The sequence below is a fragment of the Halomonas sp. R57-5 genome (assembly GCF_900070345.1).
GTDB lineage: Bacteria > Pseudomonadota > Gammaproteobacteria > Pseudomonadales > Halomonadaceae > Vreelandella > Vreelandella ventosae_B.
The window spans coordinates 596,053-621,717 of record NZ_LN813019.1 but is presented as its reverse complement, the minus strand read 5'-3'; the positions used below and the strand labels follow the sequence as shown (position 1 = coordinate 621,717).

At 57.5% G+C, this 25,665-nt stretch carries 22 protein-coding genes and 1 pseudogene; 6 read left to right on the top strand and 17 right to left on the bottom strand.

The features are described from left to right. Positions 1–213: 213 nt before the first annotated feature. Entirely contained in the window at positions 214–1,479 is a 1,266-nt protein-coding gene (fabF, locus tag HALO_RS02805) for a beta-ketoacyl-ACP synthase II (RefSeq protein WP_035581235.1), read from the top strand. Between the two features lie 186 nt (positions 1,480–1,665). On the opposite strand, the gene HALO_RS02800 is transcribed toward fabF, so the two are convergent. Beyond that, positions 1,666–2,043, bottom strand: coding sequence for a winged helix-turn-helix transcriptional regulator (locus HALO_RS02800; protein WP_035581237.1), 378 nt, complete (start codon positions 2,041–2,043; stop codon positions 1,666–1,668). A gap of 177 nt (positions 2,044–2,220) precedes the next feature. Here HALO_RS02800 and HALO_RS02795 point away from each other — a divergent pair, with 177 nt between their 5' ends. After that, entirely contained in the window at positions 2,221–3,234 is a 1,014-nt protein-coding gene (locus HALO_RS02795; RefSeq protein ID WP_035581240.1) for a zinc-dependent alcohol dehydrogenase family protein, read from the top strand. Positions 3,235–3,306: 72 nt separating this feature from the next. Here HALO_RS02795 and HALO_RS23190 read toward each other — a convergent pair. From HALO_RS23190 to HALO_RS02750, 10 genes and pseudogenes are all read right to left on the bottom strand, one after another. After that, positions 3,307–3,429, bottom strand: a pseudogene (locus HALO_RS23190) (IS30 family transposase); the annotation flags it as partial. Between the two features lie 34 nt (positions 3,430–3,463). Continuing rightward, positions 3,464–4,585, bottom strand: a complete 1,122-nt coding sequence (locus HALO_RS02790; RefSeq protein WP_035581243.1) for a Gfo/Idh/MocA family protein — start codon at positions 4,583–4,585, stop codon at positions 3,464–3,466. Between the two features lie 74 nt (positions 4,586–4,659). Beyond that, positions 4,660–6,162, bottom strand: coding sequence for a CoA-acylating methylmalonate-semialdehyde dehydrogenase (locus HALO_RS02785; protein ID WP_035581246.1), 1,503 nt, complete (start codon positions 6,160–6,162; stop codon positions 4,660–4,662). A gap of 28 nt (positions 6,163–6,190) precedes the next feature. After that, positions 6,191–7,093, bottom strand: a complete 903-nt coding sequence (gene iolE, locus HALO_RS02780) for a myo-inosose-2 dehydratase (protein ID WP_035581250.1) — start codon at positions 7,091–7,093, stop codon at positions 6,191–6,193. Positions 7,094–7,124: 31 nt separating this feature from the next. Next, the gene (gene iolD / locus HALO_RS02775; protein ID WP_050713003.1) at positions 7,125–8,972 is read right to left on the bottom strand and encodes a 3D-(3,5/4)-trihydroxycyclohexane-1,2-dione acylhydrolase (decyclizing); all 1,848 of its coding nucleotides are present in this window, start codon (positions 8,970–8,972) and stop codon (positions 7,125–7,127) included. 1 nt (position 8,973) lies between these two features. Next, a complete protein-coding gene (locus tag HALO_RS02770; protein WP_050713002.1) occupies positions 8,974–10,932 on the bottom strand; it encodes a bifunctional 5-dehydro-2-deoxygluconokinase/5-dehydro-2-deoxyphosphogluconate aldolase in 1,959 nt (652 codons plus the stop codon). 100 nt (positions 10,933–11,032) lie between these two features. Further along, positions 11,033–11,830 (bottom strand): TIM barrel protein, encoded by a 798-nt coding sequence (locus tag HALO_RS02765; protein WP_035581256.1) that lies wholly within the window; start codon positions 11,828–11,830, stop codon positions 11,033–11,035. A 9-nt stretch (positions 11,831–11,839) separates the two neighbouring features. Continuing rightward, positions 11,840–12,730 (bottom strand): ATP-binding cassette domain-containing protein, encoded by an 891-nt coding sequence (locus HALO_RS02760; RefSeq protein WP_035581258.1) that lies wholly within the window; start codon positions 12,728–12,730, stop codon positions 11,840–11,842. Between the two features lies 1 nt (position 12,731). Further along, positions 12,732–13,862: an ABC transporter permease gene (locus HALO_RS02755; protein WP_035581260.1), complete on the bottom strand. Its 1,131-nt coding sequence runs from the start codon at positions 13,860–13,862 to the stop codon at positions 12,732–12,734. Between the two features lie 54 nt (positions 13,863–13,916). Then, entirely contained in the window at positions 13,917–14,867 is a 951-nt protein-coding gene (locus tag HALO_RS02750; RefSeq protein WP_050713001.1) for a sugar ABC transporter substrate-binding protein, read from the bottom strand. A 238-nt stretch (positions 14,868–15,105) separates the two neighbouring features. Between HALO_RS02750 and HALO_RS02745 the strand changes: the two genes are divergently transcribed. From HALO_RS02745 to HALO_RS02730, 4 genes are all read left to right on the top strand, one after another. Beyond that, on the top strand, positions 15,106–15,969 hold the full coding sequence (locus tag HALO_RS02745) for a MurR/RpiR family transcriptional regulator (protein WP_035581265.1): 864 nt from the start codon (positions 15,106–15,108) through the stop codon (positions 15,967–15,969). Positions 15,970–16,012: 43 nt separating this feature from the next. Further along, a complete protein-coding gene (gene iolG, locus HALO_RS02740) occupies positions 16,013–17,008 on the top strand; it encodes an inositol 2-dehydrogenase (RefSeq protein WP_035581267.1) in 996 nt (331 codons plus the stop codon). A gap of 86 nt (positions 17,009–17,094) precedes the next feature. Beyond that, complete coding sequence (gene iolB, locus HALO_RS02735; protein WP_035581269.1) at positions 17,095–17,901, top strand: 5-deoxy-glucuronate isomerase; 807 nt, start codon at positions 17,095–17,097, stop codon at positions 17,899–17,901. Between the two features lie 54 nt (positions 17,902–17,955). Further along, positions 17,956–18,747: a sulfite exporter TauE/SafE family protein gene (locus HALO_RS02730; protein WP_231896800.1), complete on the top strand. Its 792-nt coding sequence runs from the start codon at positions 17,956–17,958 to the stop codon at positions 18,745–18,747. 11 nt (positions 18,748–18,758) lie between these two features. Here the strand turns inward: HALO_RS02730 and HALO_RS02725 are convergent, their stop codons facing one another. The 6 genes from HALO_RS02725 to HALO_RS02700 all read right to left on the bottom strand — a co-directional run bounded on the left by HALO_RS02725 (position 18,759) and on the right by HALO_RS02700 (position 25,589). Further along, on the bottom strand, positions 18,759–19,652 hold the full coding sequence (locus tag HALO_RS02725) for an EamA family transporter (RefSeq protein WP_035581272.1): 894 nt from the start codon (positions 19,650–19,652) through the stop codon (positions 18,759–18,761). Further along, positions 19,649–20,467: a phosphonoacetaldehyde hydrolase gene (phnX, locus tag HALO_RS02720; RefSeq protein WP_035581273.1), complete on the bottom strand. Its 819-nt coding sequence runs from the start codon at positions 20,465–20,467 to the stop codon at positions 19,649–19,651. Before phnX ends, HALO_RS02725 begins: the two co-directional genes overlap by 4 nt. Further along, the gene (locus HALO_RS02715; RefSeq protein ID WP_035581276.1) at positions 20,467–21,615 is read right to left on the bottom strand and encodes a 2-aminoethylphosphonate--pyruvate transaminase; all 1,149 of its coding nucleotides are present in this window, start codon (positions 21,613–21,615) and stop codon (positions 20,467–20,469) included. The genes phnX and HALO_RS02715 overlap by 1 nt, the downstream gene beginning before the upstream one ends. 74 nt (positions 21,616–21,689) lie before the next feature. Continuing rightward, positions 21,690–23,384, bottom strand: a complete 1,695-nt coding sequence (locus tag HALO_RS02710) for a putative 2-aminoethylphosphonate ABC transporter permease subunit (protein WP_035581279.1) — start codon at positions 23,382–23,384, stop codon at positions 21,690–21,692. Beyond that, on the bottom strand, positions 23,381–24,505 hold the full coding sequence (locus HALO_RS02705) for a putative 2-aminoethylphosphonate ABC transporter ATP-binding protein (RefSeq protein ID WP_081899102.1): 1,125 nt from the start codon (positions 24,503–24,505) through the stop codon (positions 23,381–23,383). The genes HALO_RS02710 and HALO_RS02705 overlap by 4 nt, the downstream gene beginning before the upstream one ends. Positions 24,506–24,551: 46 nt before the next feature. Next, a complete protein-coding gene (locus tag HALO_RS02700) occupies positions 24,552–25,589 on the bottom strand; it encodes a putative 2-aminoethylphosphonate ABC transporter substrate-binding protein (RefSeq protein ID WP_050713000.1) in 1,038 nt (345 codons plus the stop codon). Positions 25,590–25,665 lie beyond the last annotated feature (76 nt).

The following is a 25,665-nucleotide window of genomic DNA, read 5'->3' as shown; positions in this document are numbered from 1 at the left end:
GGTGGTTGAATATGAAATGACAATCCAAGCGCGAAGTGCAATTAGACCTGCACCGATTCAAGAATTTACGACAGGTTCTGGCAGCTACACAGCGTTCTTCAGCATCTCTGTCAAAGATCAGCATGCGAGTCAATATTACAACAAGTTGACTCTGGCACCTCGCCAGAACCAAGAACGCTGCAGATATCACGAATAGTTCATAAGGAGTCCAGTATGACTACACGGCGAGTAGTAGTAACCGGCCTTGGGCTGGTTTCCCCCTTGGCTGTCGGAGTGGAAGCTAGCTGGTCAAGGCTTTTGAATGGCCAGTCAGGTATTAGACGGTTGCCTGACACAATGGCGGATGACCTGGCGGTCAAAATTGCCGGGATTATTCCCGATCACCTGAAAGATCCAGAGGCCGGATTCAATGCCGATAACTTTGTGCCGGTTAAGGATCAGCGCAAAATGGATCGCTTTATGCTGCTTGCGCTGGCAGCCGCGGAGGAAGCCGTTGCCCAGGCCGGGTGGTATCCCACGCAAGCTTACGAGCAAGAGCGTACTGCAACAGTTATTGCATCTGGGGTGGGTGGTTTTCCAGCCATTGCAGATGCCGTTCGCACGACGGACACCCGAGGCGCACGTCGCCTGTCTCCTTTTACCGTGCCTTCGTTCTTGGTCAATCTGGCTGCTGGTCATGTCTCTATTCGATATGGCTACAAAGGGCCTATCGGGGCGCCGGTAACCGCTTGCGCCGCCAGCGTCCAGGCGATTGGTGACGCAGCAAGAATGATTCGGGCCGATGAGGTGGATGTCGCCATCTGCGGTGGAGCCGAGGCCTGCATCAACGAAGTTAGCCTGGGGGGCTTCTTGGCCGCTCGCGCGCTGTCTACCCATTTCAATGACACGCCAACACAGGCCTCCCGCCCTTTTGATAGCGCCCGGGATGGCTTTGTGATGGGCGAAGGCGCAGGGCTTCTGGTCATAGAGGAGCTTGAGCATGCGCTTGCCCGTGGCGCGACGCCCCTCGCTGAAATTGTCGGCTATGGCACCACGGCGGATGCTTATCACATAACGTCAGGCCCCGAGGACGGCAGTGGCGCCCAGCGAGCAATGTCAAACGCGCTCGCGCAGGCAAAACTGCAACCCGTCGATATCCAGCACCTCAACGCCCACGCCACTTCTACTCCATTAGGAGACAAAGGAGAGCTCGCGGCTATCAAAAGCACCTTTGGTGACAAGGTGGCCGTCAGCGCGACCAAGTCGGCGACCGGTCATTTGCTAGGAGCGGCCGGGGGCCTGGAGGCGATTCTGACCATCCTGGCGCTGCGTGACCAGATTGCGCCGCCCACCCTCAACCTGGAGAATCCCGATCCTGCTAGCGAAGGGCTTGATTTAGTGCGGGGGTCAGCGCGCCAAATGTCGATGGAGCACGCTATATCCAATGGCTTCGGCTTTGGTGGCGTCAACGCCAGCGTCATTTTCCGGGATTGGAAATGATGCAAGAAGCTCTCTTACATAGCAGCAAATGCGAACTGTAAATCGATGAAATCGTAACAAAAGCGTTGCCCCAAAGAGCAACGCTCCCTCTTTATTAATCGTACCTGCGAGCCGACAAGGTTAAAAATCAAAAACACGGTTTTGTCTAACCTTTACAGGTAGGTTCCCTATTATGAGCGGCTCTGGTCATGCATTTTCAGCCTGCTCTCCAAGGGATTCGCGACGCATAAAGGCCCAGTCAATCAATGCCTCTAAAGAGGGGCCGAGCGCGATACCCATCTCGGTTAACGTATATTCCACCTTTGGCGGAACTTGCGGATAAACCATCCTTGAAACAATGCCGTCTTTCTCCAACTGTCGAAGCTGTTGGATGAGCATCTTCTGGTTGACACCGTCGACACGACGTTCCAGCTCGGAAAAACGTAACGGTTTCTTTGCCGCAAACAGCTGAATAATAATGACAATTTTCCATTTCCCTTCAAGCACTCGTAAGGCTTCGCTGGTTGCGGAAGCCCAAACGAGCTGCTGTTCAGGGTCTTCGCAACGCCAATCTCGATCCGTCATACTTACCTTATGGTGGGTATTGCACTTTTTAGTAGGTTCTTGCGCTTATGTTCGCTTGTCTCTATTTTGCTGTAAAGCAACTTAGAAGGCTAGGTACAGGAATGAAAATCGGCGCTGAGGCGGCCGGCACTCTTCAAGTGTTTATGTATCCAATTATTCCACGCAAGGAGAAGATAGATGCAAGCTGTCAGATGGACATCTGCTGAAAAGCCAGACCTGGAACACCATGACGAACCAACGCCGACCCCAACAAACCATGAGGTGCTCGTTCGCGTTCATGCTGCCTCGCTGAACTTTCGTGACCAGGTGATCTTGAATGGTCAATATGGTGGGCCAACCAAGAAAAACGGTATCCCTCTATCTGATGGGGCGGGTGAAGTCGTCGCGGTTGGCGATAGTGTCACCCGAGCTAACGTCGGTGATCGGGTATCCGCAAGTTGCAACCCACACTGGGTCGGTGGCCCCATGCAAGCGGAGTATCATTTGAATAGCTTGGGAATATCGGCAGATGGGTGGTTGTCCGAGTATATTCTCATGCATGAAAATGCCGTTGTGCATTTGCCTGACTCCCTATCCTACATTGAAGCCGCATCGTTGCCATGCGCAGCCGTTACGGCTTGGACAGGCCTCAATCTGTCATCCCCCCTTCAGCCGGGTCAAACCGTTCTGGTACAGGGCACTGGCGGTGTCGCGCTTTTCTCGCTCCAGGTAGCACGGATGTTCGGTGCGCGCGTCCTGGCAATCACGTCTAGCGATGAGAAGGCCGAGACACTGAAGACATTGGGTGCCGAGTCGGTTGTTAACTACAGCACCTTCCCGGACTGGGATCGCGAGATTCTCAAGCTGACCAATGGCAAGGGTGTCGACAAAGTCGTCGATATCGCGGGTGAGAAAACCATCGTCAAATCTGCAGCCTCGTGTCGAATCGGTGGGGAGATTGCGTTAGTTGGATTCACAAGCGGTGTCGGCGGTGGTCTGCCTCCCATCGACATACTGTCACGCTCTCTCCGAGTTGCTGGCACGGCCATTGGCCCTCGGCTTAATTTCGAAGCGCTGCTCGCAGCGATGGGCCAGCATGAAGTGAAGCCGGTCATTGATCGGGTTTACCCGTTCGCAGAATACCGTGAGGCCTACCAGCGCCTTGCCAGCGGTAGTCATGTCGGCAAGATCGTGATTGACGTGGCGCATTAATCCCAAAAACCTCTAAAGAACTGACGACCAATTAGAAAGGCTCAATCTGAGTGCAACACGCTCATTGGATGGTTGACGGAAGGCCGCACTAAAGCCTGCCACCGCTGAAGTAACGGTGGCATCGTCCATTTTAGCTAGTATTAGATGGCCACTGCTGAGTTCTAACAAGGTGTCTACTGCGGGCGCATTGTTCTGGAGTCAGCCCCACAAGGGCACGGGGCTGCTGATATTATACGTGAACCCACTGCCCCGACTGATCTGACCTTTCGATGGCATCTATCAAGCGATTAACCCGCGCGGCTTCGCGGAAGTCTGGATAGAGGGGACGGTCGTTGATGATGCCTTCGACCAGATCGCGCACCTCGATAATCTTCTGATCGTTATAGCCCAGACCGTGCCCCGGTGCGGGGCTGAAGGCCGCATAGTCGGGGTGTTCGGGGCCCGCTAACAGGGTGGTAAATCCGCGCCTGCCGTGGGCATCGCCGTGGCGATATAGCTGCAGCTCGCTCATGCGCTCCTGGTCAAACACAATGGCGCCTTTGGTACCCGTTAGCGTGTAGGCCAAGCCCATTTTGCGGCCAGCCGCCACCCGGGAGGTTTCGATATTGCCGATTAACCCCTGATCAAAACGCAGCATGGCCTGGGCCTGGTCGTCGTTTTCTACTGGGGCCATTCCGCTACCGTTAGCATTGGGGCGCGTGGCAATAACGGTTTGTAGCTGGCCGCATACTTGGATGATGCGCTGCCCGGTTAAAAACTCGGCCATATTGAGAATATGCGAGCCCACATCACCTAACGCACCGGCACCTGCGGTCGCCCGCTTGGTATGCCAATCGTGGGGCTTTTCCGGGTCGAGCAGGTAATCCTCGTTGTGCCGCCCACGAAAATGAATCAGCTCACCAATTTCACCGCTGGCAACAATCTGGCGGGCCAGCTGGGTGGCGGAATTGCGAATATAGTTAAAGCCCACCAGGGTTTTGACACCCGCCTTTTCAGCCGCGGCGACCATTTCGTTCGCGTCTGCCGTGCTCAGCGCCAGCGGCTTTTCGGCGTAGACATGCTTACCAGCGGCAATGGCGGCCAGGGCCATCTCTTTATGCAGGAAGTTGGGCGCGCAGATATCCACCACGTCCACCTCACTATCTTCCACCAAGGCGCGCCAGTCGTCGGTGGCGCGGGCAAATCCCCAGGCCCGCGCTCGGCTCTCTGCCGTGGCGAGGTCGACATCCGCCAGCAGTTCGCAAACGGGTTTAGCGGGCAGTTCAAAAACGCTGGACGCCGCATTAAAAGCAATGGCGTGGGCTTTGCCCATAAAGCCGGTGCCGATTAGGCCAATGTTGAGGGTTTTCATTGTGATTATCCCTGTTTTAAAACAATAACGCCGGGCTGGGCCCGGCGTTGAATGATGTCGTGCCCGTAGACTGCTTACATGGTCGGCATGGTGAAGTGGTTGGTCTCTTCACGGATGCCGCTGGGCCAGCGTTGGGTAATGGTTTTCATACGGGTATAGAAACGCACACCGTCGGGGCCGTGCATATGCAGCGGGCCAAACAGCGAGCGCTTCCAACCGCCGAAGCTGTGGAACGCCATGGGCACCGGAATTGGTACGTTAACGCCGACCATGCCGACCTGGATCTGCTCACAGTACTGACGCGCCGCATCACCATCCCGGGTAAAGATCGCCGTGCCGTTGCCGTATTCATGAGCGTTGATCATGCTGACCGCGTCGTCGAAGCTGGCCACGCGGGCAATCGCCAGCACCGGGCCAAAGATCTCCTCGGAGTGAATACGCATGCTGGGCGTCACGTGGTCAAACAGGCTGCCGCCGATAAAGTAGCCATCGCCTGCGCCGTCAATCGTGGTCTGGCGACCGTCGACCACTAACTCTGCGCCTTCATCCACGCCGGTTTGGATATAACCCGCCACTTTTTCGCGGTGCTCGCGGGTGATCAGCGGCCCCATATCGTTATCCGGGCCATCGACCAAGCCAGGCCCGACTGTCAGCTTATCAAGTTCGACCACCAGTTTTTCGCGCAGGCGGTTGGCGGTCTCTTCGCCAACGGGTACGGCTACCGAAATCGCCATGCAGCGCTCGCCTGCTGAGCCATAGGCTGCCCCCATCAGGGCACCCACGGCTTGGTCGAGATCCGCATCGGGCATGATCACCATATGGTTTTTGGCGCCGCCCAAGGCCTGAACACGTTTGCCATGGGCTGAGGCGGTAGCGTAGATATACTCGGCGATGGGCGTGGAGCCCACAAAGCTCACTGCCTGAACACGCTCATCGGTGAGCAGCACATCCACCGCCTCTTTATCGCCATTGATAACGTTGAAGACACCATCCGGCAGTCCCGCCTCTTTAAGCAGTTCGGCTAAGCGCAGCGGCGTAGAGGGGTCTTTCTCCGAAGGTTTCATGACGAAGGTGTTGCCGCAGGCCAGAGCAATGGGGAACATCCACATGGGTACCATGGCGGGGAAGTTGAACGGCGAGATACCGGCGCACACGCCCAGCGGCTGCATCATCGAGTAGCTATCAACGCCGGTGCCGACGTTCATGGAGTGCTCGCCCTTCTGCAGGTGGGGAATGCCGCAGGCAAACTCGACCACTTCCAGGCCCCGGGTCACTTCGCCTTTGGCATCTGAAAATACCTTGCCGTGCTCGCTGGAGATCAGTCGCGCCAGCTCATCGGTGTGCTCCTCAACCAGCGCTTTAAACTTAAACAGAATACGCGCGCGCTTCAGCGGCGAAGTTTTAGACCAGGCGACAAAGGCCTCATCGGCGATGCGCACTGCTTCGCGGGTTTCATCGGCGGTAGCTAGTGCTACCTGAGCGCTCTGCTCACCGGTGGCCGGGTTATAAACCGGCGAAGTGCGCTGGCTCTGACCGGCAGAGAGCTGACCATTAAGATAGTGGGATAGCGTCTTCATACAAGCTCCTGATTAAAAGCGGTGCTGTTTAGCTGGCAACGTCGAAGCCTGCCTGCTCGGCAAGTTGGCGTAGGTTGCGGTAACCCAGGCGGGCGTAAGTCAGCGGATGGGCAACTTCCGGGTCTTGTTCGGCTTCAACCACTAACCAGCCCTGGTAGCCCTGTTCGCACAGGTGGGTTAAGGCGGGCAGGAAATCCACATTGCCATCCCCCGGCACCGTAAACAGGCCGTCTAACACGCCGTTTAAAAAGCTTTTGTCGCGGTTACGCACCGAATCCAGTACCGGGAAGCGCAGGTCTTTGCAGTGCACATGGTGGATACGCTGGCTGTAGCGTTTGGCGATGGCGAGCGGGTCGCCGCCAGCACCGCGCAAATGACCAAAATCAAGCAGTAGTCCCACGCCTTCGCCGGTGTTATCCATTAAGCGTTCAACGTCGGCCTGGCTTTCGATCACCGTGCCCAAATGGTGGTGATACACCAGTTGAATGCCCTGGGATTTCAGGTAGTCGCCCACCACCTCTAAACCACTCAGCAGGCGCTGCCACTCTTGCTCGGATAGATGCGGACGCTGGGAGAGCGGGCACTCCTGATCACCATGTACACAGTGGGTGACTTCACACAGCACCATCACCTTCGCGCCGCACTCCTTGAGCAGGTTCATGTGATCCTGAATGGCGTCAATCTCTTCTTCAGGCGTGCGCTCCAGCAACTGCGCGGAATACCAGCCCGATACAAGCGCCAAGTCGTGGGCGCTAAGCACCTGATTCAAGGCGTCAGGCGTTCGGGGAAACTTGTTACCTAATTCAAAGCCGCTAAACCCCGCTTCGCGGCCCTCTTTCAAACAGGTTTCCAGTGGTGTTGCGCCGCCCAGGCTGGGCAAGTCGTCGTTCGTCCAGGTGAGCGGGTTGATGCCTAAAGTAACCGTTGGCATAGCGTATTCCTTATGATTATGTTTGTTGGTATTAATGGCGTTGGAGCTGTTTGGCTTCGCGGTACCCTTGATAGGCTTTATTGACCGCTTCACGCTCGGAAACCTCGGGCACGGCCACCTCCCACCAGGCGCCGCCTTCTTGGGTGCTGGGTAACGGGTCGGTGTCCAGGGCAATCACATAGGTCGAGGTGGCGCTGCGAGCACGCACCAGCGCCTGCTCCAATTCCGCAATACCGGTCACCGATTCAGACTCACAGCCCAACGCTTTGGCGTGAGCGGCAAAATCGGTTTTGGGAGCGCCGGCCTCCACAGTGCGGCAATCTTGCAGAAGGTTGTTGAACCCCGCGCCGCCTGTGGCCTGCTGCAAGCGGTTGATGCAGCCATAGCCGCGGTTATCCAACACCACCACAATCAGCTTGTGGCCCAGCATCACCGAGGKTGCCAGCTCCGAGTTGTGCATCAGGTAGCTGCCATCGCCGACCATCACCACCACTTCCCGCTCTGGCTKGGCCATCTTGACGCCCAGCCCGCCTGCTATTTCATAGCCCATGCAGGAGAAGCCGTACTCCACGTGGTAGCTGCCGGGGCCCGAGCATTGCCAGAGTTTATGCAGCTCGCCGGGCAAGCCACCGGCGGCGCATACCACGGTGGTATTGCTGCCTGCCTGGCGATTGACCGCGCCGATCACCTGGGCATCGGTGGGTAGCGCCAGCCCTTGATCGTCGGTCACGTTGCGCACTATTTCGGCCCACTCGCGCTTGAGCGTTCCGGTTTGTTCGCGCCACTCATCGCTGCCGCGCCATTCGCCCAGCGCCGTGACGAGKTGGCCCAGCCCGATCAAGGCGTCGCAGCTAAGCGGCAGCGCTTGATGCTTGAGGCTGTCGAAGCGGCCAACGTTTAGGGAAATCAGTGTTTTATCGCTGCCTTCAAACAGCGCCCGGGAGCCGGTGGTAAAGTCCTGCAGCCGCGTACCCACCGCCAGAATGACATCCGCCTGCTCCGCCAATTGGTTAGCAGCTGCGCTGCCGGTCACCCCAATGGCCCCCACCGCGCAAGGGTGGCTATCGGCCAACGCCCCTTTGCCTGCTTGGGTTTCGGCTACGGGGATGCCGCGTGCTTTGGCAAACTCGGCCAAGGCGTCGCAGGCAGCGGCGTAATGCACGCCGCCACCGGCAATGATCAGCGGGCGCTTGGCCTGTTGCAGCGCGGCGATGGTTTGGCGAAGCTCGTAAGCATCCGGTGGCGAGCGGCGAATGCGATGCACCTTGGGAGCAAAAAAGGCCACCGGATAATCGTAGGCAAAGGTTTGCACATCCTGAGGCAGCGCCAGGGTCGCAGGGCCGCAATGCTCCGGGTCAAGCAAGGTGGCCATCGCCTGGGGCAAACTGGTCAGCAGCTGTTCCGGGCGGTTAATGCGGTCGAAGTAGCGCGACACCGGTCGAAAACAGTCGTTGACGCTAATGGTAGGGTCGCCAAAGTGCTCCACCTGCTGGAGTACCGGGTCGGGTTCGCGGGTGGCAAAGGTGTCCCCCGGCAGCAGTAGGATCGGCAAGCGGTTGGCGTGGGCGAGGGCTGCGGCGGTGACCATATTGGTCGCCCCCGGGCCTATCGAGCTGGTCGCGGCCATTAAGCGCTGGCGATTATTGGCTTTGGCAAAGGCAATCGCCGCGTGGGCCATGGCCTGTTCGTTGTGAGCGCGAAAGGTGGGCAGCGTGTCTTGCACGTGGTAAAGCGCTTCCCCCATTCCGGCCACATTGCCATGACCAAAAATCGCAAACACGCCTTCAAACAGCGCCACTTCTTGGCCATCCACCTCTATACGTTGTGCAGCAAGGTACTTGACCAACGCCTGGGCCATGGTGAGTCGAATGGTGCTCATTTTACGCCTCCTCCGTGTGAGACAGCGTTTGCGGCTGCGCCTGCCTTAATTGCCGCCACGCCTTTATCAGCTCGGCATAGTTCTGGGCGACCCGCTCTACCAAGCGGGCATCGTCGATACGCCCGGCTAGCCAATCACGACTCGCGCTGGCAAATAGCGTGCGCCCAACGGTGAAACCCTTACAGCAGGCATGATTGGCCGCTGCTTCGAAACCGCGTTTCATGTCGTCCATGGGGGCGTCTAGCCCAAGCAGCACAACCCCACGGCAGTAGGTATCTTCCCGCTCAATGGTGTCGCCAACCGCCTGCCAGGCAGCGTCTGACATGGCAGGTAGCTTCCACCAGTCTGGGCGAATACCCAGGTTGTAGAGCCGCTGAAGGCTGCGCGGCAAGGTGGTGTCGTCATTGGGCATGTCGGCGGGCGGAATGACTTCAATCAGCAGCTCCAGCCCATAAGCACAGGCCGCCTGGTAGAGCTGACGCAGACGCTCCTCCTGCTCCAGGCGCAGCGAGAGTTCATCGTCGGGATGATAGAACACCAGACATTTAATGATCTGCTCTCTAGGCCAGTTGCGCAGGCAGGCACCTAAATCATCGCCATGCTGGAAGCGCAAAGGTCGTGAGCCAGGAAGCTCCACTGGTCGACCAATCCACCAGCCTTTTCCACTGGCTTGATTGRGCGCTTCCTGACCCAGCACGTCGTCGACCAGAATCGCGGGCGTGGAAATACCGCCCAGCTTTGCGCCCTCTTCGGCGGCGGTGACCAGGAGTTTTTTGAGTGCTGGCAGGCGCGCGCTGTCGGTATACGCTTCGCGGGCCATGTCGGTGAGCTGACGGCGGTGGTCGAATGCCAGGCCCAGCACTTCGGGCCACTGCGCAGGCACTCGGGTAGTGACCCGGTGCAGATGATTCAGGCGTTTATCGATATCCGGACGGGAAACCTCGTCGCGGCGTGCCAGATAATCAAACAACTCGTCCTCGGTGGGCATGGCAGGAGCGCAACCGTGGCGGGAGACCACCAGCGCGCCGCAGGCATTGGCATAACCGGCGCTGGTTTGCCAGGGTTCATTGCGCAGCCAGCCGCGTAGCAAGCCACTCATAAAGGCATCCCCGGCACCCAGCACATTGAGCACCTCGACCTGTACGCCCTTAACTAAAATGCCGTCTTCAATACGGTCAGGAATGGCGCCTTCAAACACCACACAGCCCATGGGCCCCAGCTTGCATACCAGAGTGGCTTCGCTAACCTCACGTACCGCGCGCAGAGCCGCTAAGGTGTCCGTGCTGCCGCCGGCAATATGAAACTCTTCTTCGGTGCCTACAATCAGGTCAAAGTCCGGCAACCAGCGTTGAAGATCTGTAGTGACTTTTTCATCGGCGATAAAACGGGTTTCACCATCGCCGGGATTGGTCAGCCCCCATAGTACGGGGCGATAGTCGATGTCCAGCACCCGCTTCACGCCATAAKGGGCGGCGGCGTCCAGTGCCTTGCGACACGCCCGCCGGGTGGTATCGGTAGAAAGATGCGTGCCGGTAATCGCTAGCGCCTTGGCCCGGGCGATAAATTCAGGGTCGATGGCCTCGGCGTCAATGGCCATATCAGCACAGTCGCGGCGATAAAATAGCAGCGGGAAGCTTTCACGGTCTTTTAAAGCCAGCAGAACCAGGCCGGTGTGGCGCTCGGGGTCGGTTTGAAGCGCGGAGGTATCCACGCCCACCCGCTCCAGCTCTTCGCGCACGAAGTTGCCCATCTGCTCGTCGCCGACCCGCGAGAGCATGGCGGATTTCAACCCGAGGCGAGCGGTGCCGTAGGCCATATTGCCCGAGCTGCCGCCTAGGTACTTGGCAAAGCTGGCCACGTCTTCTAAACGACTGCCAATCTGCTCGGCGTAAAGATCGACCGCCACGCGTCCAAGACAAATCAGGTCAAGCGGTCGGTGTTGACTATTGTTATTCAGCATAAATGTCTCCCCACGTCACAAATTCGTGGTACTAGTCACAGGATGGCACTGGGCATAAAAGTGTCTTGGCTGGCAATCGATAAGGCTTATCAACCGTGGCTTAAAGTGAGAAAGCGGCACGGAATCGGTCGAGCGCGAGGTCGTCATCCCCAGAGGCCCAGCCTTCCAGTCCTACGGTGCCGCGATAACCTATGTCGTTCAGCGCTTTGGCGATGGCCGGGTAGTTAATTTCGCCGGTTCCCGGTTCGCAGCGCCCAGGCACATCAGCCACTTGCACTTCACCAATGTACGGCCCACAGCGACGAATCAATTCGATCAAATTACCTTCGCCAATTTGGGCGTGATAAACGTCCAACATGATGCGTAAGCTAGGCCGGTCGACACTCTCCACCAGCGCAAGCACATCCTCCAGGCGCGCAAACGGCACACCGGGGTGATCAACGTCGGTATTGAGGTTTTCAAGCACAAAGGTGACGTCGTTCTGCTCGCCCAGATCCGCCAGCCGATTGAGTGTGTCGCGGGCTTTTAGCCACATAGCGCCAGTCATCTGCTGGCAAGGCTGAACGGGCAACCCATTACCATCTAGCCCGGTGCCGTGAAGGTTAAGGCGCGGAATGCCAAGGCGCTTTGCCACCTCAATCGACTCCGCGGCGGTGCGTAGCAGTTCATCTGCCCCGGCTGCATCCGCTAGGGTGCCGGTGACATAGCCGGTCATGGATGAAAACGTCGCCCCGCTATTGGCCAGTGCGTCAATGTCATGCTTAGTCCAGTCCCAGATTTCGACCTGAAAACCCAGTTCAGAAATACGCTTAACACGCTCCAGCACGGGCAAGTGGCGGAACACCATTTCAGCGCAAACGGCCAGCGTGAACGGGGATGATGGGGTAGGTTTATTCATCATGGCTCCTTAATAGCCGCTCGCCGTTCGCGGTGAAGGGGGTTCAGTGCTGCCTGTTTCATCCGCAGGCTGAGTGTCTTGTTCGGCTAAGCTGGCCTTCTTGGCTTTATCGTCACGCTGGAATTCCGCAAGCTCCGCATCCAGGCTTTCAAGCTCAGCGCCACCCGCCATCATATTGAGCACTTCTTCGCGGCTGACTTCTTCTTTGCGGAATGAGCCCAAACTGCCGCCGCGTGACAATAAGGTGAACGCATCGGCCACTGGGTAAGCATGGTGAACATTGTGGGTAATAAAGATGACCGCAAGCCCATCCGCGCGGGCTTTGGCAATGTAGCGCAGTACGACAGAGGCCTGCTTAACCCCAAGCGCTGACGTAGGCTCATCAAGAATCAGCACTTTAGCGCCAAAATAGACGGCACGGGCAATCGCCACACACTGGCGTTCCCCGCCAGAAAGCGTGCCCACCGGCTGGCTTGGGTCGCGTACATCGATACCGATTTTAGCCATTTCCTCTTTGGCAACCCGGTCGGCATACTTCCAATCAATCCGCTTTAAAGGCCCCCACCCCACCGTCGGTTCGCGGCCCATAAAGAAGTTACGGGTAATCGACATCAACGGCACCATCGCCAGATCCTGAAAAACGGTCGCGATACCGGCGTCGAGCGCGTAAGCCGGGGACTTGAAACGAGCGGGCTTGCCATCCAGTAGCATCTCGCCATGGGTGGGCTGGTGAACACCGGAAAGGGTTTTAATCAACGTTGACTTGCCAGCACCGTTATCCCCCAGCAGGCACATAACCTCACCGGAATAGACCTGCATCGAGATATCACTGATGGCGATGACGCTGCCGAAGTGTTTGCTGACACTGCGCATTTCAATCATTGGAGTGCGTGTAGTCATGTTATTTAGCCTCCATCGCCTTTTTGCGCATGTAGTTGTTGAATAGCACCGCCACCAGCAGCATTACGCCCAGGAAGACCTGGAACCAATCCGTGTTAACGCCGGTGTAAAAAATGCCCATTTGCACCATGCCGAAAATCAGCGCACCGAGGGCCGCACCAATGGCAGATCCATAGCCGCCGGTCAGCAAAGCGCCGCCAATTACTACGGCAATAATGGCCTCCAGCTCTTTTAACAGGCCGCGAATGGTGTCCGCCGAACCGGTATCCATGACCTGTATGCAGGCAAAGATGGTGGCGGAGAAAGCGGTGAACATGAACAGKGAAATCTTGACGCGGTGGACGGGGACGCCCGAATTGCGCGCCGCATTGGCATCACCACCGCTGGCGAAGATCCAGTTGCCGTAAGGCGTGCACAGCAGCACCCAAGTCGCTACAGCGGTTAAACCCAGCCACCAGACAATCGAGACAGGGATACCGGTGACCGTGGGGTTGCCCGCAAAGTTGGTCGCCATCCAGCCATTTTCCGCCATCCAGCTAAATAGTCCCGTAGCGACTTCTCCAGAGAAAAGCGCCGCGAACCAATCTCCGGGGATATGATCCTGCACTCCCCCCACCTGAGTACGTCCCGTCAACAACCGGCTAGTACCAATAGCCAGGCCACGCAGAATGAACAGGAAGCCTAGGGTAACGATAAATGACGGCAACCCCGTTTTATTGACCAGATTGCCGTTAATCCAGCCCACCAGGCCCGCACAGGCGAACGCCAATAAAATAGCGGCCCATAGCGGCCAGCCATACTCCACCGCAGGGATGGCAATCAGAATGCCTGCCAAGCCAATCATCGAACCAATCGAAAGATCAAACTCTCCGCCGATCATCAGCAACGCAGCCGCCGTGGCGATAATGCCGAGCTGAGCGGCGACTTCGAGGAAATTAATAATACCCGCTGGGGTAAACATCCCAGTGCCGCTGGAAGCAGCTATAAAAAAGGCAAGCACCAGCACGGCACCGGCCAGCGCCCCCAGCTCCGGGCGATTAAGCGCCTTCTTCCAGAAAGAGACTCTCTGGATACGCTCATCTTGAGGAGCGGTTGCTGGCGCAACCGACTGTTTCGTTTCAGTAGAATTCATGGCGATCGACCCCCAAGGCCCGACACCGTCGAGCCTTTTTCAATTAGGTAGTTATCAACGGATGCCCTGGCTACTCAGCTCAATGACCTGTGCAGCGTTTTCTTGAGTGACAAACCCTGGGCCGGTGGCAACATCCCCTGCGGGTAGCAGGCCGTTTTTGACGAACTGATCTAGGAACATGACAGGCAAATAACCCTGCATGTACTGCTGTTGGTCGATCGCAAAGTCCAGCTCGCCAGCATCCAAGGCTTCCAAAATACCGGGTGAAAGGTCAAAGGTGCCGAGAGTGAACATATCGGTTGCCCCCTGCTCACGCATGGCCCGAATCATCGGATCAGCGGCCAGTGCACCCAAGGTCAGCACACCACGCACATCACTGTTCTCGTTGAGGTAAGCGACAATGGCATTGCGAATATTGGTGGGGTCGTAGGTGGTCGCTAGCTGCTCAGCATTGCCGTCAAAGCCCTCTACAAAGCCATCACAGCGCTGATCAAGCCCCTGGTTGCCTTGCTCATGGTTAACGCAGACGCCTTTCTCAACGCCCAGTTCCTGCATGCGCTCGGCGGCCTGTTTGCCCGCCTCGTATTCACTCTGCCCAATGTGCAGCCGGGCACCATAATCTCTCGCCACGTCGCCACCGGAGTTAATGGTGATCACTGGGATGCCGTTATCGACAGCATTTTGGACAGCGCCGCCCAGGGCATTTTCGTCAGTAAAAGAGAGGATCAAGCCATCCGGATCCGATGCCACCGCTGCCTGTACAAGTTGCTGCATCTTGGCCATATCAAAGGTCGATGGTGCACGGTACTCCAGCTCAGCGCCTACGAGATCAGCGGCTGCCTCTGCGCCGTTTTTCACCACTGACCAGAAAGGATCAGAGGGGACACCATGGGTCACCATGACGAAACGGCTCGCTTCTTGTTCCGGTTCCTGTGCTTGTGSGGCACCTGCCATTAATGCCGTGGTGGCGGCAGAGGCTAGAAGCCATTGAGATAGACGTGCCATAAAGAATTCCTCATAACGTTATCGTTGTTGGTAGGGAAGTGGCATTAAATGCCTTGGCGCTATGGAATATAGATTCCAAATAGCAATTCTTGCAAATTATTTATTCTATACTTTGGTATAAATGGAATATTTATTCCAATCAACTAGACTGCATAACAACCAGCCACTTTGCTCAGCGCTACTACCCAGGCGTACATGAGTGAATGAGTGGTACATCAGTTAACGCGAAGGAATTTGTATGCCACAGCCACCACAAAGCTACCGCGAGCTGGAAACGCTGATCACCGCCGAGTACGCCACGCTAAGCAAACGCTTACAGCAAACCGCTCGTTTTGTGCTTGATCACCCCCAGGAGGTTGCTCTGGCAACCGTGGCCAAAATTGCTGAGCAGGCAGATGTCACTCCATCCACCTTAATCCGCTTGGCCAATAGCTTGGGCTTTAAGGGTTTTTCCGAAATGCAGCAGCTGTTTCGCAGCCGCCTAGTCGATGAATTGCCTAACTACACAGAACGGATTCGCGCAGTACGTAGCGCCACCGGGGAAACACCCGACAGCACCCAGCTGTTGTGGGAGTTCGCCGATGCCAATCGCGCTGTTCTGGAGCAGCTTCCCAGCCGTATCGATCCAGAGAGCCTGGAGAAGGCGCTGGATATTTTTGAAAAGGCTCATGCGATTCATGTGATGGGCGCACGGCGAAGCTTTATGGTCGCCAGCTACATGACCTATGCATTGGCCCATGTGGATAAACCTGCGCTGCTGGTCAATGGTTTGGGCGGGATGTACGGCGAGCAGCTGCGCGCTATGAGCCAACACGACGCTCTGCTAACGATTAGCTTTTCTCCCTATGCCGAAGAGAGCCAAAAAGCCTGCGAAGACGCCCACCAGCGCGGCCTACCTAGTGTAGTGATTACCGATTCGAACCTTAGCCCGCTGGCCCGTTTCGCGGATGTCGTCTTCGTGGTCAACGAAGCCGAAGTAAAAAGTTTCCGGAGTTTGACCGCGTCGCTCTGCTTGACCCAGACCTTGGCGATTGCCCTGGGCGTGCGGCAAGACAAAACACGCGACAAAGAAAAGGGCCGTGACAAAAAACGTAAGGCCTAAACACCCAAAGCAAGCCAACAGCAAAAACAAAATAGGAGAGCTTATGAAACTCGCACTCATCGGCGCAGGACGCATCGGCAAGGTGCATGCCCAGGCCATTTATTCACACCCAAACGTTACCCTGGCCGCCGTGGCCGATTTTCATCAGCCTGCCGCAGAAGCGTTGGCCGAGCAGTACGCCAGCCGAGCGGCCTCTGTGGATGAAATCTTCGCGGATGACACCATTGACGCCGTACTGATTGCTTCAAGCACGCCTACTCACGCGGAGTATCTGGAGCGTGCCGCCCGCGCGGGCAAGGCTGTTCTGTGCGAAAAACCCATCGCCCTGGATTTAGCCCGCACACGAGATGCTCTGCAGGTACTCAGTGAACATCCGGTGACCTGCGCGTTAGGCTTTAACCGCCGCCACGATCCTCAGTTTTCGGCACTGAAAAAAGCGATTACCGAAGGGCGTATTGGCGCACTTGAAACGCTAACGATTATTAGCCGCGACCCGTCTCCCCCGCCTGCCGAGTACGTGGCTGAGTCCGGCGGCCTGTTCCGAGACATGATGATTCATGACCTCGACATGGCGCGCTGGCTGCTCGATGAACCCATCGAAAGTGTCTTTGCCGTCGGCAGTAGCATTATCGACCCAGCGATTGGCGAAGCGGGTGATGTGGATACCGCCATGGTCACCCTTACCACAGCCAGTGGAAAGCTGTGCCAAATCAGCAACTCACGACGTGCCTGCTACGGCTACGATCAGCGTATCGAAGCCTTTGGCAGCCAAGGCATGCTGCAGGCCCAAAATGAGAGCGACACCCGGCTGCGCTTCACCGGTGAAGCAGGCCAAGTGGAAGACAAACCCAAGTGGTTCTTCCTGGAGCGCTATGCCCAAGCCTACCAACTGGAAATTGGCGACTTTGTCGCCGCATGGAAGGAGAAACGTGCGCCACTCGCAGGTGCCCAGGATGGCCTAGAGGCGTTGCGCTTAGCCGATGCAGCGGAGCGTTCATTGCGTGAAGGTCGCAAAATTCTGCTCGACGCCTCGATCTAAACAGACGCAAACGGGTCTGTGGAGACCCTTCATATCGTTAACGGTTAGCTGCCAACAGAGCAGCTAACCATCAGAAGGAGCGACATATGGCTTCCCTACTGGTACGCCCCACCGCCCCAGATGCCCAAGGCACCGTGATTGACGTGACCCCTGAATCGGCTGGCTGGACGCACGTTGGCTTTCGGGTGCATAAACTCGCCAAGGGCCAACGCCTGGAGGCCAGCAGCGATGATCAGGAAATCTGCCTGGTGCTGCTCACCGGTCGCGCCACGGTAACCTGCGGCGAGCACCGCTTTGAAGATATCGGCCAGCGCATGGATATCTTTGAACAGATCCCGCCCTATGCGGTTTACCTGCCTGACCATGTTAGCTACGCGGTGGAAGCGACCACAGACTTAGAGCTAGCGGTGTGCGCCGCCCCCGGGCATGGCAACCATGCCCCACGGCTCATCGCGCCTGACAACATCAAGCAAAGCACCCGTGGCCAGGGCACCAACACCCGCCATGTTCACGATATTCTGCCGGAAACCGAGCCCGCCGATAGTCTACTAGTGGTTGAAGTATTCACACCCGCGGGCAATTGGTCGAGCTACCCGCCCCACAAACACGATGTGGATAACTTACCCCACGAATCACATCTGGAAGAGACCTACTACCACCGCATTAACCCTGAACAAGGGTTCGCCTTCCAGCGCGTTTACACCGATGACCGCAGCCTTGATGAAACCATGGCGGTGGAAAACGGCTGCTGTGTGTTGGTTCCCAAGGGTTACCATCCGGTGGGCGCCTCCCATGGCTATTCGCTCTACTACTTAAATGTGATGGCGGGGCCCAAGCGGGCATGGAAATTTCACAACGACCCCGACCACGAATGGCTGATGAACGCTGGATAGATCGACACTTCGCCCGCTAACGTTTATCTAATGTTATGCTAATGAGCCCCGCTAATGCGGGGCTTTTTTGTGGTTCATTTTTTTGCGTATCCAGAGGCCTCAATGCTCCCCGACTACTCCGTCATCGCCTGGTTGTTAATTGCGTTTTCCGTTTACCTGACCGGCGTTTCAAAAGGTGGCTTTGCGGGTGGTTTTGGCACGCTCTCGGTACCGCTAATGGCGCTGGCGATCAGCCCCGCCCAGGCAGCGGGCTTACTACTGCCGCTACTGCTGGTGATGGACGTGTTTGCGGTGAAAGCATGGTGGGGCAAGCAATCAAACGCCGAAGTCTGGCGCTTTGTGCCGGGCTTATTCATTGGCGTGGCAGTGGGCACGCTGCTGTTTGGCAGCCTGAGCGAGCAGGGCTTGCGCCTGACACTTGGCGTTATCACTTTGCTGTTCGCCGCTTACATGCTACTCAAGCCCGTCGCCAAAAAGCCCATTTCTTCCCGTTGGGCCCTACCCGCAGCAAGCGTCTGCGGCTTTACCAGCTTTATGGCCCATGCGGGAGCGCCGCCGCTAAACGTGTATCTACTGCCGCGCAAACTCTCTAAAGAGACCTTTATCGCCACCTGCGCGGTATCCTTTGCGGTGGTCAACGTGATTAAACTGGCCCCTTATATGTGGCTTGGTGAGATCAACGTCACCAGCGCTTGGGCGTCGCTGCTGCTAGTGCCCATCGCCTGGATCGGCGTGCGCAACGGCCTCTGGCTACAAAGCCGTGTAAACGAAGCGCTGTTTTATCGATTGGTGATTTTAGCCATGTTTTTGGTCGGTTTTAATCTAATTTGGCAGGCGCTGAAATAGTTATCGCTGACCTAAAGCACCACCAACACCAGCCCCGCCAACATCACCAGCGTGCCTACGGCTTTCGCCCTGGAGGCAGGCTCTTTTAGCCATAGCACGCCCATCAATACGCCCACAGGAATAGACAGCTGGCGCAGCGCCACCACATAACTCACCTCGTCGGTAAGCGCCATGGCGATTAATACCAAGCCATAGGTGCAGGTCATCATCAGCCCGGTAACGACCAGCATGGTCAGCCCCTGCTGGCGGAGCGCAGGCAGGCGGCGTCGCTCTGCCGGTAGCAATGCCAGTAGCGGTGCTGACCAGGTTAGTGTCATCAGCGCTTGCAACACCATAAACACCGCCCCGGCGGTTAAGCCGCTGTGCCCTGCCCCCTGCATTAGCCCGAGGGCCTGCTTGTCGATCAGCGAATAGCCAACGGTGCCTGCTGCCGCTAGTAGCGCAAACCCCATGGCCGGGGTGAGATAGGTGGATATCCTGCGCGCCTGCGGATGGCTAAGCGGCAGGCAAAGCGCGCCTGCCACGACTAGCACCATGCCAAGGCCGTCCCATCTATCCAGCACCCGACTACCCAGCAGCGCAATGGATACCAGCGGCACTAGCACTACCGGCAATGCCCGGGCGATGGGGTAAAGCACGCTGACGTCACCCCGCGCATAGGCCCAGGCCAGGCCGCCCATATAGAGCATTTGGCATAATCCCGAAAGCGCCAACCAGCCCCAGAATGCACTTGGTAACGCAGTGAGCGGCGGCCCAAGCAACACCAGCGGCAGCATCACCGCCCCACCCGCGCCGTAAGCCAGGGTAAAAGAGGCTAACGACGGCGCATTGCGTTTGCCCAACACGTTCCATCCGGCGTGCATACATACCGAGACCAGCACCAGAGCAAGCGCGGCTGGACTCAAGGACGCTCTCCCTGTTGAAGACGTGTATTGATGGCATCGACCACGCTGGGTAGCTCGGCAATGGTCTCAATGCAGTAGTGCGGTGCTGAGGGGGCAAACTGCGCGGCCACCTGCTCGTGGGCGGCGTGGCGCTCGGCATCACTCAACGCTTGATATTGCGCATAGGTTAGCCCCAGCGCATTGCCCGAGCAGGTAAGCGCCACCGTCCACATTCCCGCGCTGCGCCCTTCAAGAATGCCCGGCGTGGTGTCATCCACTTTAATACAGGCAGCCACATCGCTGATGCCTAGCGCGATCACATTGGCCAACGCCTGAGCAGGATACGGACGGCCATTGGGCACCTCATCCGTCGCCACTACGTGATCAACTTGCAGGCCGTTATCCGCAGCCAAAGCAACGACTTTTTCCATCACCACCGCCGGGTAGCCAGAGCAGGAACCGATTTTCAGCCCCTGGGCGCGCAGCGTAGTTAAGGTCTCGAGCGCGCCGGGAATCACCGCCGAGTGGTCGGCAATTTTGGCAATCTGCAGCGGCATAAAGCGCTCGTAAAGCGCCGTTACATCGTTATCAGAAGGCGCGTGGCCTACCGCCTGAACAAAGCGTTCGGCGATGTCCGGGTGATTGCAGAGTGTCCGAATATGATCCCACTTACCCATACCCATGGGGCCGCGAGCTTCTTCCAGGCTAATCGCCACGCCCAACTCAGCAAACGCTTCGACAAATATCTGGGTAGGTGCAAAGGAGCCAAAATCGACCAGCGTGCCTGCCCAGTCACAGATAACCGCTTGCAAGCATTGAGGAGATTGATACTGCATTAGGCGCTCCCTGATTGTGAAGATAGGTGTGGAAAAAGGCTAACGCCCATCTCGGTAAGTGTGCTTTGAATGGCGCTTAGCAGTTGCGCGATCACCGTGGTGCCTAGCTGGCCAATGCAGCCGATGCGAAAACTCTCCACTTCAGTCAACTTGCCGGGATAGATCAAAAACCCGCGCGCCTTTAGCGCCGCGTAGAAAGCGTTAAACTCAAATGCTGGGTCGGTAGGGCTTAAAAAGGTAGTGATGATCGGCGATAGCCATTCGTCTTCTAATAGCGTGCTGAAGCCTAGCGCGCGCATGCCTTTTACCAGCGCATCACGATTGCGGGTATAGCGCGCGCAGCGCCCTGGCACGCCGCCCTCTTCCCGGTGCTGGGCAAGTGCGGCCTGAAAGGCCACCACGGTGTGCGTGGGCGGCGTAAAGCGCCACTGGCCGGTGCGCTCCATATATTCCCATTGGGCATTGAGATCCAGGCTCAACGAGTGAGCGCGCCCTCCACCTGCTTCAAGCAGCGCCTGGCGAATAATCACAAAGCCAAAACCCGGCACACCCTCAATGCACTTGTTGGCAGAAGAAACCAGCACATCAATAGGCGTTTTCGCAAGGCTGATAGGGATGCCGCCAAAAGAGCTCATGGCATCGACGATGAGCGTTTTCCCATGGGAGTGCACCACCTCGGCAATGGCTTCCAGTGGGTTTAAAATCCCCGAGCTGGTTTCGCAGTGCACCAAAAATACCGACGTAATATCAGGATATTGCTCCAGCAGCGCCGCCACTTCATTGGGCTGGGGTGGCAGGTAGTCGCCTTTATCCAGCGTCACGTAACGGCGGCCCATTATGTGGAGCAACTGCGCCGCGCGCTTACCGTAAGCACCATTCATCAGCACCAGCACTTTACCGCTGGGGTCAGTGGCGCAGGCCAGCGCACTCTCCACGGCGAAGGTACCGCTACCCTGCATGGGCACGCAGGCGTACTCATCGCTTGCGGCTTCCGCCATAGCAAGCAACTGGCTACGAATGTCGGCAGTGACCTGGTTAAAGTCATCGTCCCAGGAGCCCCAGTCGCGCAGCATGGCGGCTTTGGTCGCAGGGGAAGTGGTCAATGGCCCCGGTGTTAACAGATAGAGTGCTTCGTTTTGATCGTTCATTTTGGTCTATACCAGATATTTAAAACACTTTAGTCGCAAGTACAACGGGCTGTCTAGGACTGTTCTCGTCTCTCCTAGCCCGCCATACGCCAGCGCTGGGCGTTGTTTAACAACACATGGGTAAGCGCTGTATGCAGCAGCTTCACCACCAGCGAGGTAAGGAAAATCAGCACGGCCATGGCCGCGGCGCTGGCAAAGTAGCCCGCCTCATCCAGATGCAGCACGGCCACCGAGGCCAGCCGTGTGTCACTGTTATAGAGAAACACCACCGCCGATACCGTGGTCATCGCATTGACGAACAGATACACCGATATATCCAGCACCGCGGGCAGCGACACCGGCAGCGTCACCCGGCTGAACGTGATCCAAAACGGTACTTTGAGTGAGGCCCCCACCGCTTCAAACTCGGGATCGAGCTGTTTAAGCGCGGTGACGGAGGTGAGATGGCACACGGTGTAGAAGTGAATCAAGGTATTGAGCACCAGAATCATCAGCGTGCCGTACAGCCAGTTAAACGGGTTGCCCGCCTGATTGAAAAAGAAGATATAGGCAAGCCCCAGCACCATGCCAGGCACCGCCATAGGCAGCATGGCCATAAAGTGTAGCCCTTGGCGCAGCGGGCGGAAGCCTTCACTCTTTTCGATTAGCCAGGCATTAAAGAAGATCACTAACGTGCCCACCAGGGCCACGCTAAACGCTAACTTGAGCGAGTTAAACCATGCCCCCCAGCCACCATCGGCCATGCCTTGGAAGGTATAGTGCTCAAAGGTTATTGATAAGTTGTAGGGCCAGAACTGCACCAGCGACGCATACACCGCGGTGCCGATCACCAGCACAATGGCCCCCGCCACCGCGTAGCAAAGCAGTGTAAATATCCAATCTCGCAGCGGGCTGGGGCTAGGCTGCCACGGCACTGCCCGGGCCGAAAGTTGCGCCACCTGGCGCCGCTGTATCCAACGGTCAACGATAAACGAGAGAACCGCTGGCAGTAGCAGAATCACGCTGACTACCGCGCCCATCTGAAAGTTCTGCTGCCCAACCACCTGGCGGTAGACGTCGGTAGCCAGCACACTGAATTGGCCGCCGATAATTTTAGGCACGCCGAAGTCGGTAATCGCCAGGGTAAACACCACAAACAGGCAGGAAATCAGCCCGTAGCGCACGCCGGGCAACGTAATAGTCAAAAACGTACGCCACTTGGGGGTACCCAGCGCTTCGGCCGCTTCGTAGAGCCGCGCATCGCTGTTGGTCAGCGCGGTGGTCAGCAGCATTAGCGCGTGGGGAAATATCCAGAAGCTCATGCCCATCACAATGCCGATAGGCCCATAAACCGAGTGGCCGGCCAGTAAATCGCGCAGAAACCCCTGATTGCCAAACAGATAGACCAAGCTAATCGCGGGCAGCAGCGATGGCGCCAGAATGGGCAAAATCGCCAACATGCGAAATAGCCGCTTGCCCGGCATGCAGGTTCGAGTGATCCCGTAGGCGCATAAAAACGCTAACCCGACCACCACACCGGTGGTCATCAGCGCCACCCGCAACGAGTTGGCGATCGAATTGACCAGCGCAGGGGTTTGAAAATAGTACGCGAAGTTGGCCAGGCCGATAAAGTCGCCTGCACGGTCTTGCAGGCTCTTGATCAGCATGGTCACGAGTGGGAACAGCAGCCCCACCACCAGCAGTGCAACGCCAGCGAGTAACGCCAACAAGCGGATCAGCGACTCTAGCGATGGCTTGGTCGCCGATTTTACAAAGCTCTCGGCCATCATTGCTGGCTACTCCCGGCTGGGTAAAGACGGGCGGCTTCGGTGGGCAGGTGAATACCTAGCACCTGCCCCTGGTAAAGGTTTAGGTCGGTACTATCGCGACTAGGCACATCGGCAATGAGCGTTTGGTCAGCGTCCGTTAAGCGCAGTGTGACCCGCTGAAAGGGCCCTAAAAACTCGATACCTATCACCTCACCATTCAGCGCTCCCGCTTGACGGCTAAGTGCCACTGCTTCGGGCCGAATGGCCAGTTGGGCGGCTTGGCCCACTTCCAGGGCATGCGGCAGACAAGCGCAGGGCGTGATACCCAGCAGCGCTTGATTATCGCCTTGGGCGGTCACTTCCAGGAAGTTCATGCTGCCGATAAACGAGGCCACAAAGGCGCTGGCAGGCTGATGGTAGATCTCCGCCGGGGTACCCACTTGCTCAATCACGCCGTGGTTCATCACCACGATGCGGTCGGCCATGGTGAGCGCCTCTTCCTGGTCGTGGGTCACCATGATGGTGGTCACCCCGAGGCGCGCCTGCAGGGCTTTAATCTGGCTGCGCAGGTGGCCCCGCACCCGGGCGTCCAACGCCGAAAGCGGCTCGTCCAGCAGTAGCAGGCCRGGCTCGGTGGCCAGTGCCCGCGCAAGCGCCACGCGCTGCTGTTGCCCGCCGGAAAGTGCCGCCGGGTACTTGTTTTCGCTGCCCGTCAAGTTCACCAGCGCGAGCAGCTCACTCACCCGTGCTTGGATGCGTGACCGCTCTACCCGCCGGTTGCGCAACCCATAGGCCACGTTGTTAAACACCGTTAGGTTGGGAAACAGCGCATAGGACTGGAACACAATGCCGAAGTCACGCGCCTGGGTGGGCAGCGTGGAGATATCCTTGTCACGCTGAATAAGCGTGCCCGCGGTTTGTCGGGCAAGCCCCGCAATAGTGCGCAGCAGGGTGGTTTTGCCGCAGCCGGAGGGACCTAAAAAACAGACAAACTCCCCCTCGTTAATGGTCAGGGAAATGTTGTCCAGTGCAGTAAAGGTACCAAAACGCTTGGTCACCGCTTCAATGCGTAAATGGGGCGTCGTGGGGGTCATCACTGTCGGCGCGTCGGCCGCCAGCAGCGATGTCATTGTCGTGTGCATAACATCTCCATGCCCCGGCACACTGGCCGGGGCAACTGATCGCGGCTTATTGCTCGGTTTTACCATCGTAGCGACGCTGCCACTCGGCCAGCACGCGTTCGCGATTGACGGCAGCCCACTGGAAGTCGGCGTCGATCATGCGATCAGTAATATCGGAGGGGTAGTTTTCAATCGGCTGTGCCACACCTGGGTAGGCAACCACTGCATAGCCTTCGTTATAGAGTTCGTTGGCATCGCGGGAGATTGCCCAATCCATAAGCGTTTGCGCGGCTTCCTGCTTGTCGGTACCAGTCATAATAGCGGCGGCCTCCATATCCCAGCCCAGCCCTTCTTCAGGGAAGATAACTTCAATAGGCGCACCCTGGGACTTCAAGCGCGCACCGCGGAAGGCAAATGACACGCCCACCACGGTTTCACCTGTCGCCGCCAGGCTACAAGGGGCGGAGCCCGAATGGGKGTAACGGGCGATGTTGTTATGCAGCCGATCCATGTAATCCCAGCCCTGATCCTCTTCCCATAGCTGCAGCCAGCTGGCTACATCCAGGTAGCCGGTACCCGACGAGTTGGGGTTAGGCATGATCACATGGCCTTCAAACTCAGGCTGGGTAAGGTCTTCCCAAGAGGTCGGCATCGGCACGCCCTGGCGCTCGCCCTCAATGGTGTTGTAGCAAATAGCAGCGACCCAGGCGTCCATACCCACCCAAGCCGGGTCTTCACCATCACGATAGGCCACATCGACAAATTTGGGGTCGAGATTCTCAACGCCAGCGGGAGCGTAGCGCTCCAGCATGCCCTCCTCTTCCAACACCAGCAGGCTGGTAGCGGCCAGGCCCCAGATCACGTCAGCCTGGGGGTTGTCTTTCTCGGCCAGCAGGCGGGCGGTAATCACGCCGGTGGAGTCGCGCACCCAGTTAATCTCGATATCCGGGTGGGCCGCGTTGAAGCGTTCAGCATATTTTTGCAGGTCGTCCGACTCAACGGCGGTATACACCGTTAATTCGGTTGCTTGGGCGTTGGAAGCAAGCGCAACAGCAGCAGCACCTGCTAACAACGTTGAAGGGAATAAACGGCGTGGCATCATCATGATAGTCTCCCGGCTGATTGGTATAGACCAGAAGTTTGCAGGCGTTAAATGACACTGCGATGACGCTTGTTTGAAC

Coding starts and splice junctions, on each gene's coding strand:
- fabF (WP_035581235.1), top strand. CDS start 214: ATGACTACACGGCGAGTAGTAGTAACCGGCCTTGGGCTGGTTTCCCCC.
- HALO_RS02800 (WP_035581237.1), bottom strand. CDS start 2,043: ATGACGGATCGAGATTGGCGTTGCGAAGACCCTGAACAGCAGCTCGTT.
- HALO_RS02795 (WP_035581240.1), top strand. CDS start 2,221: ATGCAAGCTGTCAGATGGACATCTGCTGAAAAGCCAGACCTGGAACAC.
- HALO_RS02790 (WP_035581243.1), bottom strand. CDS start 4,585: ATGAAAACCCTCAACATTGGCCTAATCGGCACCGGCTTTATGGGCAAA.
- HALO_RS02785 (WP_035581246.1), bottom strand. CDS start 6,162: ATGAAGACGCTATCCCACTATCTTAATGGTCAGCTCTCTGCCGGTCAG.
- iolE (WP_035581250.1), bottom strand. CDS start 7,093: ATGCCAACGGTTACTTTAGGCATCAACCCGCTCACCTGGACGAACGAC.
- HALO_RS02765 (WP_035581256.1), bottom strand. CDS start 11,830: ATGAATAAACCTACCCCATCATCCCCGTTCACGCTGGCCGTTTGCGCT.
- HALO_RS02760 (WP_035581258.1), bottom strand. CDS start 12,730: ATGACTACACGCACTCCAATGATTGAAATGCGCAGTGTCAGCAAACAC.
- HALO_RS02745 (WP_035581265.1), top strand. CDS start 15,106: ATGCCACAGCCACCACAAAGCTACCGCGAGCTGGAAACGCTGATCACC.
- iolG (WP_035581267.1), top strand. CDS start 16,013: ATGAAACTCGCACTCATCGGCGCAGGACGCATCGGCAAGGTGCATGCC.
- iolB (WP_035581269.1), top strand. CDS start 17,095: ATGGCTTCCCTACTGGTACGCCCCACCGCCCCAGATGCCCAAGGCACC.
- HALO_RS02730 (WP_231896800.1), top strand. CDS start 17,956: ATGCGGGGCTTTTTTGTGGTTCATTTTTTTGCGTATCCAGAGGCCTCA.
- phnX (WP_035581273.1), bottom strand. CDS start 20,467: ATGCAGTATCAATCTCCTCAATGCTTGCAAGCGGTTATCTGTGACTGG.
- HALO_RS02715 (WP_035581276.1), bottom strand. CDS start 21,615: ATGAACGATCAAAACGAAGCACTCTATCTGTTAACACCGGGGCCATTG.
- HALO_RS02710 (WP_035581279.1), bottom strand. CDS start 23,384: ATGATGGCCGAGAGCTTTGTAAAATCGGCGACCAAGCCATCGCTAGAG.